The 19,032-nt window shown below is 70.5% G+C and carries 18 protein-coding genes and 1 pseudogene; 8 read left to right on the top strand and 11 right to left on the bottom strand.

All coding sequences use genetic code 11. From position 1 onward, the window contains the following. Nucleotides 1–92 precede the first annotated feature (92 nt). From OG310_RS10125 to OG310_RS10105, 5 genes are all read left to right on the top strand, one after another. The gene (locus OG310_RS10125; protein ID WP_329455548.1) at nt 93–863 is read left to right on the top strand and encodes an enoyl-CoA hydratase/isomerase family protein; all 771 of its coding nucleotides are present in this window, start codon (nt 93–95) and stop codon (nt 861–863) included. Nucleotides 864–1,204: 341 nt separating this feature from the next. After that, a complete protein-coding gene (locus OG310_RS10120; protein WP_329455547.1) occupies nt 1,205–1,720 on the top strand; it encodes an ATP-binding protein in 516 nt (171 codons plus the stop codon). Between the two features lie 113 nt (nt 1,721–1,833). Beyond that, nucleotides 1,834–2,049 carry an EF-hand domain-containing protein gene (locus tag OG310_RS10115; protein ID WP_329455546.1) on the top strand — a complete coding sequence of 72 codons (216 nt, stop codon included), beginning with the start codon at nt 1,834–1,836 and terminating at the stop codon, nt 2,047–2,049. Nucleotides 2,050–2,176: 127 nt separating this feature from the next. Then, entirely contained in the window at nt 2,177–3,235 is a 1,059-nt protein-coding gene (locus tag OG310_RS10110; protein WP_329455545.1) for a CopD family protein, read from the top strand. Between the two features lie 141 nt (nt 3,236–3,376). Continuing rightward, a complete protein-coding gene (locus OG310_RS10105) occupies nt 3,377–4,387 on the top strand; it encodes a L,D-transpeptidase (RefSeq protein WP_329455544.1) in 1,011 nt (336 codons plus the stop codon). 31 nt (nt 4,388–4,418) lie between these two features. On the opposite strand, the gene OG310_RS10100 is transcribed toward OG310_RS10105, so the two are convergent. The 4 genes from OG310_RS10100 to OG310_RS10085 all read right to left on the bottom strand — a co-directional run bounded on the left by OG310_RS10100 (nt 4,419) and on the right by OG310_RS10085 (nt 8,359). Beyond that, nucleotides 4,419–4,925 carry a hypothetical protein gene (locus OG310_RS10100; RefSeq protein WP_329455543.1) on the bottom strand — a complete coding sequence of 169 codons (507 nt, stop codon included), beginning with the start codon at nt 4,923–4,925 and terminating at the stop codon, nt 4,419–4,421. A 109-nt stretch (nt 4,926–5,034) separates the two neighbouring features. Next, nucleotides 5,035–5,754 carry a DedA family protein gene (locus OG310_RS10095; protein ID WP_329460103.1) on the bottom strand — a complete coding sequence of 240 codons (720 nt, stop codon included), beginning with the start codon at nt 5,752–5,754 and terminating at the stop codon, nt 5,035–5,037. 275 nt (nt 5,755–6,029) lie between these two features. Then, the gene (locus OG310_RS10090) at nt 6,030–7,517 is read right to left on the bottom strand and encodes a hydrolase (RefSeq protein WP_329455542.1); all 1,488 of its coding nucleotides are present in this window, start codon (nt 7,515–7,517) and stop codon (nt 6,030–6,032) included. A gap of 629 nt (nt 7,518–8,146) precedes the next feature. After that, nucleotides 8,147–8,359 (bottom strand): hypothetical protein, encoded by a 213-nt coding sequence (locus tag OG310_RS10085; RefSeq protein ID WP_329455541.1) that lies wholly within the window; start codon nt 8,357–8,359, stop codon nt 8,147–8,149. A 64-nt stretch (nt 8,360–8,423) separates the two neighbouring features. Between OG310_RS10085 and OG310_RS10080 the strand changes: the two genes are divergently transcribed. From OG310_RS10080 to OG310_RS10070, 3 genes are all read left to right on the top strand, one after another. Further along, nucleotides 8,424–9,560 carry a winged helix DNA-binding domain-containing protein gene (locus OG310_RS10080; protein ID WP_329455540.1) on the top strand — a complete coding sequence of 379 codons (1,137 nt, stop codon included), beginning with the start codon at nt 8,424–8,426 and terminating at the stop codon, nt 9,558–9,560. Nucleotides 9,561–9,750: 190 nt separating this feature from the next. Continuing rightward, nucleotides 9,751–11,295, top strand: coding sequence for an MFS transporter (locus OG310_RS10075; protein ID WP_329455539.1), 1,545 nt, complete (start codon nt 9,751–9,753; stop codon nt 11,293–11,295). 119 nt (nt 11,296–11,414) lie between these two features. Further along, on the top strand, nt 11,415–12,281 hold the full coding sequence (locus OG310_RS10070; RefSeq protein ID WP_329455538.1) for an oxygenase MpaB family protein: 867 nt from the start codon (nt 11,415–11,417) through the stop codon (nt 12,279–12,281). Here the strand turns inward: OG310_RS10070 and OG310_RS10065 are convergent. The 7 genes and pseudogenes from OG310_RS10065 to glyA all read right to left on the bottom strand — a co-directional run. Continuing rightward, nucleotides 12,229–12,595 (bottom strand): annotated as a pseudogene (locus OG310_RS10065) (helix-turn-helix domain-containing protein); the annotation flags it as partial. The gene OG310_RS10070 and the pseudogene OG310_RS10065 overlap by 53 nt on opposite strands. A 141-nt stretch (nt 12,596–12,736) precedes the next feature. Beyond that, entirely contained in the window at nt 12,737–14,551 is a 1,815-nt protein-coding gene (locus OG310_RS10060) for an ABC-three component system protein (RefSeq protein ID WP_329455537.1), read from the bottom strand. Further along, nucleotides 14,529–14,795: an ABC-three component system middle component 6 gene (locus OG310_RS10055; RefSeq protein WP_329455536.1), complete on the bottom strand. Its 267-nt coding sequence runs from the start codon at nt 14,793–14,795 to the stop codon at nt 14,529–14,531. The genes OG310_RS10060 and OG310_RS10055 overlap by 23 nt, the downstream gene beginning before the upstream one ends. Further along, nucleotides 14,792–15,742 (bottom strand): ABC-three component system protein, encoded by a 951-nt coding sequence (locus OG310_RS10050; protein ID WP_329455535.1) that lies wholly within the window; start codon nt 15,740–15,742, stop codon nt 14,792–14,794. The genes OG310_RS10055 and OG310_RS10050 overlap by 4 nt, the downstream gene beginning before the upstream one ends. Before the next feature lie 167 nt (nt 15,743–15,909). Next, a complete protein-coding gene (locus OG310_RS38535) occupies nt 15,910–16,026 on the bottom strand; it encodes a YgjP-like metallopeptidase domain-containing protein (protein WP_443078594.1) in 117 nt (38 codons plus the stop codon). A gap of 179 nt (nt 16,027–16,205) precedes the next feature. After that, nucleotides 16,206–17,588: an L-serine ammonia-lyase gene (locus OG310_RS10045; protein WP_329455534.1), complete on the bottom strand. Its 1,383-nt coding sequence runs from the start codon at nt 17,586–17,588 to the stop codon at nt 16,206–16,208. A gap of 176 nt (nt 17,589–17,764) precedes the next feature. Then, the gene (glyA, locus tag OG310_RS10040) at nt 17,765–19,027 is read right to left on the bottom strand and encodes a serine hydroxymethyltransferase (RefSeq protein ID WP_329455533.1); all 1,263 of its coding nucleotides are present in this window, start codon (nt 19,025–19,027) and stop codon (nt 17,765–17,767) included. Nucleotides 19,028–19,032: the final 5 nt, after the last annotated feature.

The following is a 19,032-nucleotide window of genomic DNA, read 5'->3' as shown; positions in this document are numbered from 1 at the left end:
GCGGTGGACGGACCCGGTCCCGCCGCGGACCCGGAGCGCTGTGACCGGGCGCACCGGGTCCTTCGTCGTTAGCGGACGTTAACCTGCCTCGTATGGCAACGGTATCCCTCGAAGTCTCCGGCGGCGTCGGTACGATCCGGCTCGACCGCCCCCCGATGAACGCCCTCGACGTCTCGGTGCAGGACCGGCTCCGCGACCTCGCCCAGGAGGCGGGGGACCGCGACGACGTGCGCGCGGTGATCCTTTACGGCGGCGACAAGGTCTTCGCGGCCGGCGCCGACATCAAGGAGATGCGCGCCATGGACCACGCGGCGATGGTCGTACGCTCCCGCGCGCTCCAGGAGTCGTTCACCGCCGTGGCCCGCATCCCCAAGCCCGTCGTCGCCGCCATCACCGGCTACGCGCTGGGCGGCGGCTGCGAGCTGACCCTCTGTGCCGACTACCGCATCGCCGCCGACAACGCGAAGCTCGGCCAGCCCGAGATCCTGCTCGGCCTCATCCCCGGCGCCGGCGGCACCCAGCGCCTCGCGCGGCTCGTCGGCCCCTCGAAGGCGAAGGACCTCATCTTCACGGGGCGTCAGGTCAAGGCCGACGAGGCGCTCGCCATCGGCCTGGTCGACCGGGTGGTGCCCGCCGGGAGCGTCTACACCGAGGCGCAGAAGTGGGCGGAGCGCCTCGCGAAGGGCCCGGCGCTCGCCCTGCGTGCGGCGAAGGAGGCCGTGGACGCGGGTCTTGAGACGGACATCGAGTCGGGTCTGGCGATCGAACGTACGTGGTTCGCGGGCCTGTTCGCCACCGAGGACCGCGAGCGCGGCATGCGCTCGTTCGTGGAGGACGGTCCGGGCAAGGCGCAGTTCCTCTGACGGCGGTGCGCGGGGGTCCGCACCGGTGTCCGCAAGGGGCGCCGTGCGGGCCCCCGCGTGCGCCCGGCGCATGCTCCGGCGTAGACCCCTTGTGACCCCGGTGCGGTCTTCCGCAGTCCTGTGCGCCGGGGCCGCGTCAGCCCGCCCGCCGCCTTAAACGGAACTTAAGGATGGGCGTCGAATCACGCCGCTCATCACGCAAAATCCAGCCGTATAAGCAGGTCAGATGGGCTCTCAAGGGTGACGTTCTGCCTTTGGCATATGCCGATGCAATTGCACGGAATCTCTCGTTCCGGGGGTGGAATCCTCTGGAACGCCCCCGCGAGGCCTTCCGGACGGCCATGATGGAGGGCATGGCGGGCCTGGAGGATGTGGAGCAGTCGCGGCGGCTTGGCGGTGCGGCCACCGTGCGGCGGACGCTGGCCGTCGAGGACGGCCAGGCGCTCCAAGCGCTTGAGTTGTACGGCAACCCGACGGAGGCGGAGGTGCGCCTCGCGTCCCTCCCGGAGTCCGCGGCGGTCGCCCGCCGCATCACCTACGCGGTCGTGCTGCGCCAGTGGACGCTCTCCCCGGACCTCACGGAACACGCGGTGCTCCTCGTCTCCGAACTCGTCGGCAACGCCGTCCGGCACACGGGGGCACGCGTCTTCGGCCTGCGGATGCTCCGCCGCAGGGGCTGGATCAGGATCGAGGTGCGCGACCCGTCCCGGGGCCTGCCCTGCCTGATGCCCGTTCAGGCGATGGACGTCAGCGGCCGGGGACTCTTCCTCGTGGACAAGCTGGCCGACCGCTGGGGCGTGGACCTGCTGCCGCGCGGCAAGAACACCTGGTTCGAGATGCGCCTCCAGGACCGCTGAGCCCGCCCGTCGGCAGGGTTGTCGGCCCCCACGGGCGGCGCACCGCCGTACGGGTGACGGCGAGCCGATAATCTTTGCCCGTCAACGACCCGACGTGAAATGGGGCTGAAGCAGTGGCGGACATCGACGAGTCGCGCGAGGCGTTCGACCGGTTCGACAAGAACGGCGACGGATTCATCACAGCGGCGGAGTACAAGAGCCTGATGGCGCAGCTCGGCGACCACCACGTCACCGAGTCCATCGCCCAGACGGTCATCAACGCCCACGACTCCAACGGCGACGGGCTGCTCAGCTTCGAGGAGTTCATCGCCTCCCGCGGCGAGCGCTGACCCTGCGGGCGGCGTCCGGCGCCGGTCCCGCCGCGGGGAACACCCCCGCGGCGGGAGCGCCCCACGGGGATACGCCGGACGCACCGCTCGCGCTGCGGGCCCCCGGGGGCGCGGAGATGATGCTCCGGTGAGCTTCCCGGGACCCCCAGCACAGGCGGCGGACCTGCCCGACGCGCGCCGCGGCCCCGCCCGTACGGCGGGACGCGTCGCCGTCGGCACGACCGGCTGCGTCCTGATCGCACTGCTCGGCGTCGCCGCCGCCACCCACGGAACGGGCGAACTGCCCCTCCCCGCGGCCGGGACCACCACCCTGCTGCACGCCGTGGTCTTCGCGGCGCTCGCCGTGCACCTCGGGGAGTTCACCGGCACACGCGTCGCGCGCGCCGCGGCGAAGGCACCGGTGAGCGGGGACCCCGCGCAGGACCCGGACGCGCCGGCCGGTGCCGGCCCGGTCCCGGCCGCCCGGGTGGCGGGCCGCGACCGCCCCGCACCCCGTGCCCTCGCCGCCGTCGCCTCGCTTGCCGGGGCCGGCGCCTCGGCGGGGCAACTCGTCCTGCTGAGCGCGGTCAGCGGCATGGACCTCGCCGCCGTATACGGCACCGCGGACGGGCGGCTCCTGCTCGTCATGACGGCCGGTTTCCTGCTCGCCGCGGGATGCGCGGCCCTGTCCAGGCGGGGCTGGGCTCCGGCCCCGCTGGCCGCGGTGGTCTGCGCCGAGGCCGTCCGCGCGCACCCCGAACAGTTCAGCCCGTTCGCCGGCTCCGCGCTCACCGCCGTCCACCTCACCGCCGCGGCACTGTGGTCCGGCGGCCTGCTGTACGGGGTGCGCCTCCTGTGGTCCGCCCGAGGCGACCGCCCGTACACGAGGGCCGTCCTCGCCCGGCAGAGCCGCCACACCGGGTGGCTGATCGCCGCGCTCGCCGCGACGGGCACGCTCTGCGTGCTGCGCAAGCTGCCCTTCGAGGTGGCGCTCACCAGCGCGTACGGACGGGTGTTGCTCTTGAAGCTGGTGCTCGTCGGGGCGGCGGGCGCGTGCGCCCTCGGCGCCCGCCGCCGGCTGCGCGGCGAGGCCGGGGCGGGCTCCGCGGTGTACGCGCAGCTCGCCGTCCTGCTCGGTGTCGTCCTGGTCTCCGCGGTCCTGACGGTCGTTCCGGACCCGCACTGGCTGGCCCTCGAACGGCGTTAGCACATCGTCCGCTCCCCGCCCACCCACCGGGCGGGGCTTTGTCCGCGCTTTGCCCTCGCGTGGGAACTGCCAGGTCCCGGGCCACGTCCATACAGATGTCGGACTTACGACAACGCGAGTGGTGCGAGCGGGAGCTGAGGTATGGGCGTGGGCGTGGGCATAGGCCATCGCAAGCGGGGTTTCGGGATGGCGCTGGTGGCCACCGCGCTGCTGGTGGGGGTGAGCGCGTGCGGGGGCAGCTCCTCCGCCGACGCCTCGGGAGGCTCGGACAACAAGGCGCAGTCCACCGGCAGCGCGGACGCGAAGCCGGACGCGAAGCCGAGTCCGTCGAAGCCGGCCGCGCCGGCGATGCTGCTCGACACGATCACCCCGCACGGTGGCACGGTCGGCGTCGCGCAGCCCATCTCGATCGTCTTCTCCAACCCGGTGGCGACGTCCGCGCGCGCGGACGTCGAGAAGCACCTGAAGGTGACGACCTCGAAGCCCGTCACGGGCGCATGGCACTGGTTCAATGACACCCGCGCGGACTTCCGCCCGGAGAACTACTGGCCCAGCGGCACGAAGGTCAGCATCAACGCGGACATGACGGGCGTGAAGAACGGCAACGGCCGCGTCGGCGTGCACGACTACACGCACTCCTTCACGATCGGCGACGACGTCGAGGCCAAGGTCTCGGTGCCGGGCCACACGATGACCGTCACCAAGAACGGCACGACCGTGCGTACGCTGCCGATCGACGCGGGCAGCCCGCAGTGGCCCTCCTGGGACGGCACGATGGCCGTGATCGACAAGGCCAAGACGGTCCACATGACGTCGTGCAGCGTCCACATCAGCTGCACGAAGGGCGCGCCGGACTACTACGACGAGTCGCTGCCGTGGGATGTGCACCTCACGACGTCCGGCACGTACATCCACTACTCGGACGGCGACCCCTACCCCGGCCACAGCTACGGTTCGCACGGCTGCGTGCACCTCTCGCTGGCCGACGCGAAGTGGTTCTTCAACTACGTGAAGGCCGGCGACCCGGTCACCATCACCGGCTCGCCGCGCGGCAAGGCCCCCGGCGACAACGGGTACGCCGACTACAACGTTTCGTGGTCGGACTGGCTGAAGACGAGCGGCGCGGGCGCGACGCCCACCGCCGTCGCCTGACCCTCCCGCCCGGAGCCGGGCGCCGTACGTGTCACTCCGGGTGGGGCCCAGCGCCCCACCCGGTCGCGGTGAGCACCTCCCGGGCGATCTCCCCGAGGGACCTGCCGTCCGTCGCCACGCGGACCGCGTCCGCGGGTGCCCGCGCCGCCAGCAGTCGCGCCGTGCGCGCGCTGTTCGCCACCTCGGCCGCCAGTTCCGATCCTCTCTCCCGGCCGCGCAGGCGTGCCCCCGCCGTCCGGTCCGAGGCCGTCAGCAGCACCCGTACGAGCCGGACGCCGTCGCCCATCGCGCGCCGGAACATCGCGGCCTCCGCCTCCAGCACGCTCACGGTGTTCGTGTAGACCAGCCGCCGGTGCCCCAGCGCCGCCGCGTTGCCCCACAGGGCGCTCAGGTTGCGTTCCGTCAGGAGCGAGCGGTGCGGATCGCCCTCCGGGGCCGGATGCACCTCGCACAGGCAGTCACCCTCGATCACCGCGTGCGGCACACCCGAGGCGCGCAGCAGCGCGGACACCTCCCGCGCCACGGACGTCTTGCCCACCCCGGCGCGGCCGCCGAGCAGCAGGGCCTCGTTGCCTCCCGCTGTTCCCGTCGTCCGACCCGTTATCGGGCCACCCTCACACGGCGCCCGGCGCGGGCGGAAGCGGATTTCAGCGGCCGCGCTCGTCGGCTTCCCGGGCGTCCGAGGGTCCGTCCTGGTCCCCGGCGTCCTCGTCGCGCGCCCGTTCCGCCTCCTGGCGGCGGGTGCGCCGTCGTCGGCGCAGGTGGCGCAGGATCATCAGGAGGACCGTCGCGATGGCCAGCGCCGCCAGGGCCAGTTCGTAGCGCTGGATCTGGGGGTAGAGCGTGTCGAGGTGGTGGCCGGCGAAGTAGCCCACCGTGGCCCAGGTGCCCACCCACAAACCCGCGCCGAGCGCGTTGAACAGCAGGAAGCGCGGCCAGGGCATCAGCGTCATCCCGGCGATGATCCCGTTGGCCTGGCGCAGGCCGTCCACGAAGCGGGCGATGGTGACGATCTTCGCGCCGTGCCGCAGGAAGAAGTTCTCCGCCTTGCGCACGCGCTCCCGCGGGAGCAGGACGTACTTCCCGTACCGGTCGACGAGCCGGTGCCCGCCGAAGCGGCCGATCACGTAGCCGACGTTGTCCCCGAGCACGGCGGCGACGATGGCGATCACCACGACCGTGACCATGTTGAGCCGGCCCGCTCCCGCGTAGACCGCGGAGGCGATCAGGATCGTCTCTCCGGGGACCGGGATCCCGAAGTCCTCCAAAAACAGCAGACCGCCGACCGCCAGGTAGCCCCAGTGGTCGAGGATGGGCGCGATGTCCCCGAGGACACCGGGCAGGTCCGGAGGCGCGTCCGTCGGCATCGGCACGGGGCGTCCTCCTTCTCGGGGCTTCTCAGGGCTGCTCGGAGCTTCTCGGGTCGTCCGGGGCGGGGGCCCTGCTTCAAGGACCCCGCCTCCCGTTCCGCTCGGCCCGCCCACGGTCCCGGCCGTCTCGAAACCGCCGGGTGCCGCCGAGGAACAATGCGGAACGTACCGTTCCACACCGTAACGCTTCGGACCGGGCGGATGCGGACTCCTACGTCGTGCGGGCACCCCGGGACGGTTGCCCCGGGGTGCCCGCACGACGTGCCGCCCGCTCAGCCGACGGTGAGCGCCGTGTCGTCGACCACGAACGACGTCTGGAGCTTGGAGCCCTCCGTCCCGGTGAAACGCAGCGTGACGTTCTGGCCCGCGTACGCACTCAGGTCCGCCGTGCGCTGCTGGTAGCCACTTGCCGCGTTCGCGTTGGACCAGCTGCCGACCGTCCCGAGCACCGTCCCCGACGCGCTGAGGACCTGCACCTTCAGGGTGTCGAACGCGGTCGACCCGGTCTCGGCCGTGTCGATGTGCAGCCAGTAGGAGAGCGTCGCCGAGCAGCCCGCGGGAAGGGAGACGCTCTGGGAGAGCGTGTTCGTGGTCGCCGTCCCGTACCCGTCGAGCCAGGCCTTGTACGAGCCGGAGTGCGCCGCCTCGCCGGAGCTGGACGAGATCACCTTGTCGGACGCGGTCCACCCGGTGCTGCCGGACTCGAAGCCCGGGTTGGCCAGCAGCTGGCCGGCGTCGCAGCTCCCGCCGCCCCCGCCGGGAGGCGTCGTGCCGCCGCCGCCCGTCGTGCCGTCGCCGGCGAGCCAGGCGGTGGCGTTGAGGGCGAGGGCCGCGTTGGTGCCTCCGGTGTCGTTCCAGCCGTCGTACAGGGTGTCGCCCGGGTGGCCCGTACCGTCGTCGATCGGTGAGCTGTCACCCCAGATCGCCACCCGGCCGCTGCCGAAGGTGCTGGTGACGAAGAAGGCGCCGGTGGTGCCGGAGGTGTTCGCGCCGGACTTCCACACGAGGCCCTTGACGTTCGGGTTGTCGCCCGGCTTCAGCGTGAACGTGGTGCCGTCCGCGATGGTGGAGCCGGTGACCTTGCCGAAGGAGCCGTTCAGTACCGGGTTCGAGCTGTCGCTGATCGCGCGCGGGGTGCCGGAGCTGATGTCGACGGAGTCGACGGAGAACCCGAAGGGGTCGGTGTTGTCGACCCCGTTGTTCGTCAGCAGGTCGTTGATGACCTTCGGGGAGTCGTAGCCGTCGTTGTTGCGGTCGCTGCCGGTGTGGTCGGAGATCAGGAAGAGCCCGCCGCCGTTCTGCACGAACTTCATGATCGCGCTTTTCTCGGCGGCGGTGAACTGGATGTTCGGCTCCGGCAGCACGAACGTGTCGAAGTTCTTCAGGTCGAGCGCGCCCGACCCGCCGTAGGTGATGGAACTGCCGGACGGCAGGGTGTCGAGCGAGTAGGCGCCCGTCTTCTGGAGGGCGACACCCCACGAGGACAGGGCGCCGGTCCAGTCCTTCTCGCCGGAGGGCGACGCGTCCTCGCCGAGCGGATCGGGCTGGCTGGTGGAGATGACCCAGTCGGCGTTGCCCGCCGTCTCGGCCTCGGTGTTGTCGAACAGGACGCGGTGCGAGGCGGCGGCCGCACGCGGTGCGGCCACCGCCCCATCGGGTGCGGGGGCGGCCTGCGCGGTGGCGAGGGCGCCCGCGGCGACCATGCCGAGCGACGCCGCCGCGGCGGCTGCCGCCAGTCGGACTCTGCGGGATCGGAACATCCGTCAACCTCCGTGTGGGGCGGGGGAGATGAGACCTGAGGGACGTACGGCGGTGCGGTACGCGCGGGCGTGCGGTACGCACGGTGGCGCGAGGTGTGGGGGATACTCTGCGCGCGTAGACCCGTAAACGGAAGACCGCGCTGTGCGACGGATCGATGAACTTCGCGCCCAGGGGGCCGCTCCCGCACGCCGGACGGGCGGACGGTGGTGGCGGGGCGTCACCCGAATGGCTGTGGTGAGGGGAGCGGGGCGCTGCCCGGACGGCCGTGGCTCGACGCGGTGGCGAGCGGCCCGGCGTTCAGGGAGCGGGCCGGGGTCAAGGAGGGGCCGGGGCGAAGGAGCGGGCCTGCGTCAAGGGGCGGGCCTGCGTCAAGGGGCAGCCGGGCTGATCGGCCCGGCCTCAAGGAGCGGGCAGGCATCAGGGAGCGGGCTGGTGCTTGCGGGTCCCCGGCGTGGGACGGCGCGGAACCGTTGGGCGTCCCGTGTGGGGCCGTGCGGGCCCGGGGCGTGGACGTGCCGGGGGGAGGGGGACCCCCGCAGGTGGGAACGCCCGTGGCGTGGTGGGGCGGCCCGGTGGCGGGGCGGACCGTCGTGCGTCCTCCCCGGCCGGTCGGGTGGGCCCCGGGAGGTCAGCGCCGGGTGTAGCGCACCGCGATCAGCATCGTGAGGGCCATCGCGACGAGCGAGCTCACGATCCCGTACACATTGCCGAGAATCACCCACAGAATGGTCAGCCCAGCGAGAATGACGACCCCGAGGATCGCCGGATTCTCGAACGAGGACTCGGCGGCCTGCTGACCCAGCCGGCGTCCGGCCCCCAGCGTGCGCTGCATGGTCTTCATCCCTCCATCATGCTCCTGCGCGGCGCCCGGCGCGGGGCAGGAGCATCTCGCGACGAGGAGTCCCATGCCCGCCCGCCCCTCCGCCCCCGCACCCTCCCCGCCGCTGATCGGACGCACGGCTCTCAACCGCGCCTTCCTCGCCCGGCAGCTGCTGCTGGAGCGGCACGCCATGAGCGCCCTCGACGCGGTGGGGCGCCTGGTGGGCCTCCAGGCGCAGGCCCCGACCCCGCCGTACTACGGCCTGTGGGGACGGCTCGTGGACTTCACCCCCGAGCAGCTGTCCGGCCCGCTCGGCGACCGGCGCGCCGTGCGCATCACGCTCATGCGCGGCACGGTCCACCTGGTCGGCGCGCAGGACTGCCGGGCGCTGCGGCCCTGGGTGCAGCCCTTCCTCGAACGGTTCGCGGAGGACGTCCACGGCAGGGACCTGCCCGGCGTGGACCGCGCCGAACTCGTGGCCGAGGCGCGCGGCGCGCTGGCCGAGCGGCCCCGTACGGCCGCCGAACTGGGCGAGCTGCTGCGCGACCGGTGGCCCCAAAGCCCCGCCGCCGCTCTGGCGACCGTCGCCCGCACGCTGCTGCCTCTCGTCCAGATCCCGCCACGGGGACTGTGGGGGCGCAGCGGGGGGACCACGTACGCCACGGCCGAGGACTGGCTCGGGGGACCTCTCGACTCCGTCCCCGACCCCGAGGCACTGGTCCTGCGCTACCTCGCGGCGTTCGGGCCCGCCACGGTGAAGGACATCCAGACCTGGTCCGGAGTGACCCGGCTGCGCGCGGTGGCCGAACGGCTGCGGCCCCGGCTGGTGGCCCTGCGCGACGAGGCGGGCAACGAACTCCTCGACCTGCCCGGCGCCCCGCGCCCGGGCCCCGACGTCCCCGCGCCGGTACGCCTCCTGGCCCCGTACGACAACGCGATCCTGGCCCACGCGGACCGCACCAGGATCATCAGCGACGCGCACCGGAGGGCCATCGCGACGAAGAACGGGGTGATTCCCGGGACGGTCCTCGTGGGGGGCTTCGTCCGGGGGGCGTGGCGGCTCGCCGCGGACCGCACCGGCACCACCCTGGAGGTGCGCCTGTTCGCGCCGGTGACGCGGCGGGAGCGGGCCGGGCTCGCCGAGGAGGGCGAGCGCCTGCTGTCCTTCGCGACGCACGGCAGCCCCGGGGGCGCCCGCGCCCTGCGCGTCACCGACGCCTGAGACCGCGGTGCGGGGCGCCGCGTGGACGCCCTTTCCCGGCTGCCACCGCCGTGCCGCCCGCGTCCCGGGCGGCGCGTCATGAGGGAGCCGGGCGGGACGGACCGTACGCTGAGGTCGCGACCTGGACATAACGGACAGGAGTCGCAAGACCGGGCGCCGCATCCGGCCGCAGCGATCGGCCCCCTCACGCATGCCGGGGGATGGATGCGCCGCCGTCCACCTCGTGCCCCCGGAGGCGGCCATTCCTTCCCATCTCACGACGCCTCCTGTCCGCCGCGGTCTTCCGCTGGCGGGCAGCTATCCCGGCGCCGTCACCCTCGCCCTGCTCGCGCTGAGCCCCTTCCTCGTCCTCACCACGGCCCTCTCGCTGTTCCAGCCGGTGCTCATGCGCGAACTGGGCGCCACCCGCTTCGAGCTCCAGGTGGCCGCGGGCATGGCGAACGCCGCCTACGCGTTCGGCGCGGTCGCCTCCGCCGACCTCATCCAGCGGATCCCCGGCCGGCACGTCTACATCGTCTGCGAGATCGGCTTCGTGCTGAGCTCGGTCCTCGCGCTGAGCGCGCAGGCGGTCGGCCAGTTCATGGCCGGGGCCATCCTCCAGGGCCTGTTCACCGGCATGCTGCTGGTGGCCGCCCTGCCGCCGCTCGTCGTCACCCACGGCGTGGACCGGATCCCGACCACCGCCGCCGTCATCAGCCTCGGCCTGTTCGGCATGGTGACCCTCGGCCCGGTGGTCGGCGGTCTCGTCGGCACGTACAGCGGCTGGCGACTGCTCTACATCTCCGTCGCGGTGCTCGCGGCGGTCGGCCTGACCGTCGGCGCCATGACGTTCGAGAGGAACGAGCCACCGAACAAGCGTGCGGCCTTCGACTGGCTGGCGATCCCGCTCGCGGCCGGCACGACGGCGCTGCCGTTCTTCGGTGTCGCGTGGCTCTCGCGCGGCGGCTTCACCTCGCCGGTCTTCATCGGCCTCGTCGTGGCGGGCCTGGTGTGCGGCGGCCTTCTGGTGGCGGGTCAGTACCGCAAGGCCGAAGCGCTGATGCCGATGCGCCCGATCAGCAACACGCTGCCGGTCACCGGAACACTCAACGCCATGGTCGTCGGCGCGTCCTTCACCACGCTGCTGGAACTGATCGAGGTGTACCTGCAGGAGGTCTCGCACTTCACGCCGGTTCACACCGGACTGCTCATCGCTCCCCAGCTCCTCGGGATCATCATCTCCGCCGCGATGTTCCGCCGCATCGTGACGACCTGGGGCACGCCCTACCTGGCGCTCTCCGGCATCGTCAGCGTCGCGGTGGGTGCCGGCCTGCTGCTGGCGGTCACCCCGTCGAACGCGTCCCCGCTCATCGCCGTCGCCGCGCTCTTCCTCGGCTACGGCGCCGGGGCGGGCGTCGCCCCCGGACTGTTCCTGGCCGGTTTCTCGGTCTCGGCGCTCCAGCTGGGCCCGACCTTCGCCCTGGTCGAACTGCTCCGCTCGGAGGCGGCCTTCCTGGTCGGCCCCGTGCTGCTGCACCTCACGATGACCCGGCACACGCTGACCGACGGGTTCCACCTCAGCGTGCTGATCATCCTGCTGTTCACCGTGATCTCCGGCGCGTTGCTGCTCGTGCTGTGGACGCTCGGCGGGGCCCGGGCGGTCGCGCCCGATCTCCAGGGATGGATGTCCGGTGCCTCGACCGGATACCACTCCCCGCCGCTGCTGGCGAGGGTCCGCAAGACCGCGAGTCCCTGAGCGGTCCCACGTGCCCCGTTCCCCGCGACTGCGCGAGGCGAGGCGGGGGGCCGGCCAGGTGGGCGCACGGGCGGTGCCGGACCGCCGCGCTTGCTGCCGGGCAGGCGGACAATGGAGTCATGGAATGGTCCGCACCCTCCCTGGCGGGCGCCCGGACCCGGCTCGGCGGCGCGTTGTTCGAGCGGGTCGCGGGCCCCGGGGGAGGCGCGGCCCGCGCCCGTATCCACGACGCCCCCGGTGAACGCTGGTTCCCCCCGGGCAGTGCCATCAGGACCGTGCACGGCGACGCGTCGATGTTCGTGGGAGGGCTGCGGGCCCTGCTCCTGCAGTCACTGCATCCGCTGGCCATGGCCGCCGTCGCGGCGCACTCCGGCTACAAGGGCGATCCGTGGGGCCGCCTCCAGCGCACCAGCACCTTCCTCGCGGTGACCACCTTCGGCACGGCGCGGGACGCCGAGGAGGCCGTCGAGCGGGTGCGCGCGGTCCACGAACGGATACGGGGGCGCACCGACGCGGGCGAGGCGTACCACGCGGCCGACCCGCACCTGCTGACCTGGGTGCACATCGCCGAGGTGGACAGCTTCCTGCGCGCGCACCGCCGGTACGGGGCCCAGCCGCTGACGGAGGACGGCTATGACACCTACGTCGCCGAGGCGGCCCGCGTCGCGACCGCCCTCGGCGCCGTCGACCCGCCGCGCGACCAGGCGGAACTGGCCGACCGGCTCGCCGCGTACGGGCCCGAACTGCACGGCACCCGCCAGGCCCGGGAAGCAGCACGCTTCCTGCTGCTGAACCCGCCGCTGCCGCTCGCGGCCCGCCCGCCGTACGCGGCCCTCGCCGCGAGCGCGGTCTCCCTGCTGCCGGCCCGGGCACGGCTCCCGCTGCTCCTGCCGTACCTCCCGCTGGTCGAGGAGACAGGCGTGCGCCTGGCGGGTCACGCGGTGGTGGGAACCATCCGCTGGGCGATGGCGCCGCCGCCACGATGAGCACCGCGTCCCTCGCAAACCTCTTGCGCGGCTGCAGGGCGAGCATCGGCCCGAGATGATCGATGATCCGATCTGCTGCGGACTTGGACACCCCCGAACAGCGGGGCCAGTTGGCGCATGGTCAGGTTCGTGCGCCAACTGGCCGCGACCAGCAGTGCACGGTCCTCCAGCGGCAGGCTCCACGGCCGGCCCCTGCGGACCGCGTCCGCACCCTCACGCCGCAGAACGGTCACCAGCTTCCCGAACAGGCACGGGCTGAGCCCGGTGAACGGGGCTATCCAGGACGGCTCCGACGCCGTGATCACACCAGCCACGACAAGATCATCTCATCTGCGACCAGCAGTTACGGGACAGCCCTTAGCCTTTGTCCACGGAAACATTACTCCTGGGCGGCCTGGCTGATTCTCACGAGTGGTGGCGGCGAGCTTCGGGCAGAGGGGCACTCTTCGAGTCATCTACCGTTCGAACCGGAACCCGAAAAGCCCTCCGCCCTCGTAGGAATCGGTGAGCAACGGTTCAATGAGGTAAGGAGCTGGGTTGAAACCAAGATTGCGCGCCTTGCCGAGATCATCCTCATTGATTGTGACGACGTACTGCATGCCTTCCGCCGCCGTGACGTCCACCGCGATCTCGAGCGCCCGAGTTAGCTGGCGGTCATCGACCCCATCGAAGATGTGACTGTCATGCACCAGAAAATCAGGTGCACGTCCTTCTCGGTGGGCAATGACCGCCATGGTGAGGTCGAAGCAGAAGATCGACATCTTGTTGATGCCCTGACTCACGTCGCTGCTGATCTTGGGCGTGATCTTCAAAGTGTTCCGCCCGGCCTCGACCGAAAGGTAAGCAGGCCTGTCGCTTCCGTAGAGTCGGCCAGCCAGCTCATTGAACAAGACCGTGGCCTGAGTGATCTGCTCTTGCCGTTCCTGCAGGTCCGTATCGACTTCACGCGTCAGTTCGAGGCGGGACGCCTCAATCTCTCGGCTACTCTCCTCGACGGCCTGAGCTGCCTCAAGCCGATGCTGAAGCGCGCCCAGGGTCGCTTCTTCCTGCGCCAGAACCTTCTGAAGGGTGGTGAGTGCCTCCAATGCGCCACCGTCGTTCAGGTCCTTGAGGATTCTGCTCTGCTCGTCATCGAGCCGCGCCCGTTCAGCTTTGCGGGCATCGAGGCGTTGACGAGTCTCAGCAATCTCTTCCTTGAGATATATGCGCCGGTTTCGGACCACGGCCGCATGGAAGGCGCGTACATCATCGAATCGCCGTAGCGCCTGCTGAGGCAGGGTAACGCCCAATTCGTCATAGACCTGCTCCAAATAACGGACCTCTGGGTCGACTGCCTCTTCCACAGAGCGTTCGAGATGGTCAAGGTTGCGGCGGTCGATGATGTCTTGGGTACTCAGGTCCTGGATGCGGCGGGTCAGCTTGTCCGCTTGCTCCTTGAGTGCCTCGTACTGGGGGACGACACGAAATGCCGCGATCTGTCGCCGCAGTTCCTCGATCTTCGAACTCTGCACGGCAATCTCACCGCGCAGATCCGCGGCCTTGCCAACCACACGGCCCCATACGGGATCGTTGACTGCCTTTTTTAGCTGGTCACGGGCATTCTTCTTGACAGCGATAGCTTGGTAACGGGCAGCAAGGGACGAATCAAGACCTAGCAGGTAGGCGAGGTTGGGAGCCGCCTGTCCCTCCGGCTGCCGGGCGAAACTCCGCACCGCCTCGTTGAACCCGTGGTCACCTACGCGGCGGATGAGGAATGAGAGCAGAGCGCGGCCACTGACCCCTGGGTGGTCTCCAGTCAGTCCAAAGAGATTCTCCTCGATGAGTGCCTGCCACTCGGTGAAGTGAACTTTTTGGGGGCCGGCAACCGTGACCGGCAGTGTCTCTGGCTCGGCTACCTCCCACAGACTCGGCGGCTCGGCGATCCTGGACAACCCAGTGGGGCCGGGCCGACGGGCTACCGCAGGATCGAGCGTCACCGTCTTGGCGTCTCCGCCGCTCCGGCTGACTCTCAACTCTTGCCGGAGTTCGGGCCAGTCCAGGCTGAGCGTGAAGGTAGTCCTGCGCAGTTCCTCACGCGCGACAAGGTGTTTGTTGTCGGGGCGGCCTCCGAGCAGAAAGTGCAGCAGTTCGATCATGCTGGACTTGCCGGAGCCGTTGCGGCTGTCGGTGGAACGAGAGACATCGGTGGTCTCCGCCACCAGCAAGTTCAAGCCGGACTGGAACGTGACCGTCTTGAACCGCTCATCATCAGCGCGCAGTTGGCGCAGCATGGGCGGTCCCCCTGGTGAGCAGTTCGTTGTTCAGATCGACGATGCCGAGCGCGTGCAGGACGTCCAATGCAAGGACGAACCACCCGAAGGAGAGCGGAGCTGGATGACCGTTCTCGCGGCGCCACTCGCGTAGTCGAGCCCAGGTCTGGCTGACCGTAAGCGGGCGGTCCAGCTGCACGGCGATCTGGGCACCGACGGCGAGGAGCGCGCGGTCAGGGGAGATTCCCTTGGTTGGGGTGATCACCCTGCTCCTCCTTCCACGTCGACGGACGGCTGCCACCCAGGTGGCGGTACTTCGAAGATGTCACATTCGTCGAAAAAGTAAGCGAGAACGGCCTTCGCTGCCTCTTCGCGTTCCCAGCGTGCAGCTTCCTGCCCCAGTACGTAACGCTGCATTTGCCATAGAATCTCATCCGCGTCATCGCCGTGCTCATTGCGCATTCGGCGGTAGTAGGCGCGGAAGCTGTCCGCGACCTCGTCCCGCTCCCTTAGATCCAGGCCGTCTCTGTAGTACTGCTCGACCAGGTAGCCGTATGGCCGGCCGGCCTGCAGGACCTGACGTGCCTGGGAAGACAGCTCGTTGTAATCGACTTTGTAGGTGGTGGGCAGCGGTATTTCGCCCGCTGACGCATGGTGCTGGCGCTTATCCGCTAAGTGCTTGAGGAGCGGCTCGATTTCGGCCATACCTATCCTGTATGCGACCAGCTCGACGGGGATCGCCTCGCCGAGCAGGTATTCCATCCTCAAGCGGTCGAGGAACATCGCCTCGTTCCAGATCTTCTGAGGGCCCATCTGGTGGAACGTTATACGTGGATGGTCCTTGCCCGCCTCCATGAGCAGTCCCGATACGACCGGGTGGATGCCTCCCCGCTGGTCATTGTGGACGAAGACAAAGATGTCGAACTGCTCGGGGCGCTGGATGATGGCACTTTCCACGTCACCGCGGAACTTTCCGCGCACCTCGGAAACATTGAAGGTCTCCGGCGCGTAGCAAGCGTAGAGACGTCGCCCCACCGTCCGCAGACCATCACCGCCCAGGTCTCCGATGGAGCCTGCGGTACGGATCGGCACGTAGTCCTCGTGCCGGAGCTCCATGACCCGGTGGAAGAGCTTCTCGAACTCGTTGCCGGAGCTGCCCTCGATCAGCGATCGAAACTTGCTCTGCGCATATTGCATCTGGTGCGGCAGCACCGGCGCCTCCCCCAAGCTGATCTTTCCCGAGGCACCATAGTGCCTTTGCGGCCAGCCAAGGAACCCTGGTCCCGGCCATCCCACCGACGAGCAAGCTACTGCGCGGAGTCCACTGACTTCGGAAGCAGCGGTTGGTCGTCAGCAGATCTAGCTGTTCCCCAGCGCACTTAGTCGGGCATAGCGCGTCCGACCAGGCTCCAGAACTCTGGCGAGTGATCGTGCTCGTTTAGGCGGGCGAGCTCGTGACCAAGCAGGTAGTCCCGTGCACCGACTGCACGCCACACCCTGAGAGTGCGGCAAGGGTGCGGGTTCCCCGGCCGTCGGCCAGCCCCCGAGAGCGAGACATGCAGGGACACACAGGGGCATCTACGTCGGTCTCAGGGAGATTCCAGGGACGTTCTGACGCGTAAGCAGGGAAGGCCCCACACGCTGAACCCACCAGGAACGAGCTGGTCAGGCCCCCTCAGCACTCGATGATGTTCACCGCGAGCCCGCCCCGCGCCGTCTCCTTGTACTTGACCGACATGTCCCGGCCGGTGTCCCGCATCGTCTTGATGACCTTGTCGAGGGAGACCTTGTGGCTGCCGTCGCCGCGCAGCGCCATCTTCGCCGCGGTCACCGCCTTCACCGCGGCCATGCCGTTGCGTTCGATGCACGGGATCTGGACCAGGCCGCCGACCGGGTCGCAGGTCAGGCCGAGGTTGTGCTCCATGCCGATCTCCGCCGCGTTCTCGACCTGCTCGGCGCTGCCGCCCAGCACCTCGGCGAGGGCGCCCGCCGCCATCGAGCAGGCCGAGCCGACCTCGCCCTGGCAGCCGACCTCGGCACCGGAGATCGACGCGTTCTCCTTGAAGAGCATGCCGATCGCGCCGGCGGCCAGCAGGAAGCGGACCACGTCGTCGTCGCGCTCCTGGGGCGTGGCGCCGTGGGAGCAGAAGTTCATGTAGTAGTGCAGGACCGCGGGGATGATCCCGGCGGCGCCGTTCGTCGGGGCGGTGACGACCCGGCCGCCGGCGGCGTTCTCCTCGTTCACGGCCATCGCGTAGAGGGTGATCCACTCCATCGCGTGGGTCTGCGCGTCGCCCTCGGCGCGCAGCTGGCGCGCCGAGTTCGCGGCCCGCCGCCGTACCTTCAGGCCGCCGGGCAGGTTGCCCTCGCGGGTCATGCCCCGGCTGACGCACGCCTGCATGACCTGCCAGATCTCCAGCAGCCCGGCCCTGATCTCGTCCTCGGTGCGCCAGGCGAGCTCGTTTTGCAGCATCAGCGCGGAGATGGACAGGCCCGTCTCGCGGGAGAGGCGCAGCAACTCGTCGCCGGTGCGGAAGGGGTGCTTGAGGACGGTGTCGTCCAGCTTGATGCGGTCCTCGCCCACGGCTTCCTCGTCCACGACGAAGCCGCCACCGACCGAGTAGTACGTCTTCTCCAGCAGGGTCTCGCCCGCCGTGTCGTACGCGGTGACCTTCATGCCGTTCGCGTGGTAGGGGAGCCGCTTGCGACGGTGCAGCACCAGGTCCTTGGCGGCGTCGAACGCGATCTCGTGCACACCGAGCAGGTTCAGCCTGCCGCCTGTGGAGATACGTTCCGCCTGCTCGTCCGCGTGCTCCACGTCGACCGTGCGCGGCGAGTTGCCCTCCAGCCCGAGCAGGACCGCCTTCGGCGTGCCGTGCCCGTGCCCCGTGGCGCCGAGGGACCCGTACAGCTCGGCGTGCACCGAGGCCACATGGACGAGCAGCCCCTCGTTCTTCAGGCGGCGGGCGAACATGCGGGCAGCGCGCATCGGGCCGACCGTGTGCGAGCTGGACGGGCCGATGCCGATCGAGAACAGGTCGAAGACCGAGATGGCCACGTGGAACTCCTTGCTGGTCGGCGGACTCCGTTGTCCGCCAGGTAGGGCCGCGCCGACCGGTGGGGCGGTGCGGGGCCGAGACGTGCCGCGGCGCACGGCGGGGCACCGCGCACCACACTCCAGTGTGCCGCGATGCCCCGCCGATGCCAGAATTGCGCTCCCGCGGTGACCGACGGCTACAGCGTCGGGTACAGCGGGTGCTTCGCGGCCAGTGCCGCCACCCGCGCGCCCAGGGCCGCACCGTCGAAGGACGGCTTCAGCGCCTCGGCGATGACATCCGCCACTTCGGTGAAGTCCTCGGTGGTGAAGCCGCGGGTGGCGAGCGCCGGGGTGCCGATCCGCAGGCCGGAGGTGACCATCGGGGGGCGGGGGTCGTTCGGCACCGCGTTGCGGTTCACGGTGATGCCGACCTCGTGCAGCCGGTCCTCTGCCTGCTGCCCGTCCAGGGCGGAGTCACGCAGGTCGACGAGGACCAGGTGGACGTCCGTACCACCGGACAGGACCGAGACGCCCGCCTCGACGGCGTCCGGGCGGCCCAGGCGCTCGGCGAGGATGCGCGCGCCGTCCAGCGTGCGCTGCTGGCGCTCCTTGAACTCGTCCGTCGCGGCGATCTTGAACGCGACCGCCTTGCCCGCGATGACGTGCTCCAGCGGCCCGCCCTGCTGGCCGGGGAAGACCGCGGAGTTGATCTTCTTCGCCAGCTCGGCCGTCGAGAGGATCACGCCGCCGCGCGGGCCGCCGAGGGTCTTGTGGGTGGTCGTCGTCACCACGTGCGCGTGCGGCACGGGGTTCGGGTGCAGCCCCGCGGCGACCAGCCCGGCGAAGTGCGCCATGTCGACCATCAGGTACGCGCCGACCTCGTCGGCGATCCGCCGGAACGCGGCGAAGTCCAGCTGGCGGGGGTACGCCGACCAGCCCGCGACGATCAGCTGCGGGCGGGTCTCCTTCGCCAGGCGCTCCACCTCGGCCATGTCGACCTGACCGCTCTCGCCGTCGACGTGGTAGGGCACCACGTTGTACAGCTTGCCGGAGAAGTTGATCTTCATGCCGTGGGTGAGGTGCCCGCCGTGCGCGAGGTTCAGCCCCATGATCGTGTCACCGGGCTTCAGCAGCGCGAACATCGCCGCCGCGTTGGCCTGGGCACCCGAGTGCGGCTGCACGTTCGCGTGCTCCGCGCCGAACAGCGCCTTCACCCGGTCGATGGCGATCTGCTCGATCACGTCGACGTGCTCGCAGCCGCCGTAGTAACGGCGGCCCGGGTAGCCCTCGGCGTACTTGTTGGTGAGGACGGAGCCCTGCGCCTCCATCACGGCGACCGGGGCGAAGTTCTCCGAGGCGATCATCTCCAGCGTCGACTGCTGGCGGTGCAGCTCCGCGTCGACGGCGGCGGCGACGTCCGGGTCGAGCTCGTGCAGCGGGGTGTTCAGGAGCGAAGACAAAGCGG

The organism is Streptomyces sp. NBC_01497, from assembly GCF_036250695.1.
GTDB lineage: Bacteria > Actinomycetota > Actinomycetes > Streptomycetales > Streptomycetaceae > Streptomyces.
This window is presented reverse-complemented; position numbering and strand designations above follow the sequence as displayed.

What these genes read in the sequence shown, in the direction of transcription:
- OG310_RS10125 (WP_329455548.1), top strand. Translation starts at nt 93, where the DNA reads ATGGCAACGGTATCCCTCGAAGTCTCCGGCGGCGTCGGTACGATCCGG.
- OG310_RS10120 (WP_329455547.1), top strand. Translation starts at nt 1,205, where the DNA reads ATGATGGAGGGCATGGCGGGCCTGGAGGATGTGGAGCAGTCGCGGCGG.
- OG310_RS10105 (WP_329455544.1), top strand. Translation starts at nt 3,377, where the DNA reads ATGGGCGTGGGCGTGGGCATAGGCCATCGCAAGCGGGGTTTCGGGATG.
- OG310_RS10095 (WP_329460103.1), bottom strand. Translation starts at nt 5,754, where the DNA reads ATGCCGACGGACGCGCCTCCGGACCTGCCCGGTGTCCTCGGGGACATC.
- OG310_RS10090 (WP_329455542.1), bottom strand. Translation starts at nt 7,517, where the DNA reads ATGTTCCGATCCCGCAGAGTCCGACTGGCGGCAGCCGCCGCGGCGGCG.
- OG310_RS10085 (WP_329455541.1), bottom strand. Translation starts at nt 8,359, where the DNA reads ATGAAGACCATGCAGCGCACGCTGGGGGCCGGACGCCGGCTGGGTCAG.
- OG310_RS10080 (WP_329455540.1), top strand. Translation starts at nt 8,424, where the DNA reads ATGCCCGCCCGCCCCTCCGCCCCCGCACCCTCCCCGCCGCTGATCGGA.
- OG310_RS10075 (WP_329455539.1), top strand. Translation starts at nt 9,751, where the DNA reads ATGCCGGGGGATGGATGCGCCGCCGTCCACCTCGTGCCCCCGGAGGCG.
- OG310_RS10070 (WP_329455538.1), top strand. Translation starts at nt 11,415, where the DNA reads ATGGAATGGTCCGCACCCTCCCTGGCGGGCGCCCGGACCCGGCTCGGC.
- OG310_RS10060 (WP_329455537.1), bottom strand. Translation starts at nt 14,551, where the DNA reads ATGCTGCGCCAACTGCGCGCTGATGATGAGCGGTTCAAGACGGTCACG.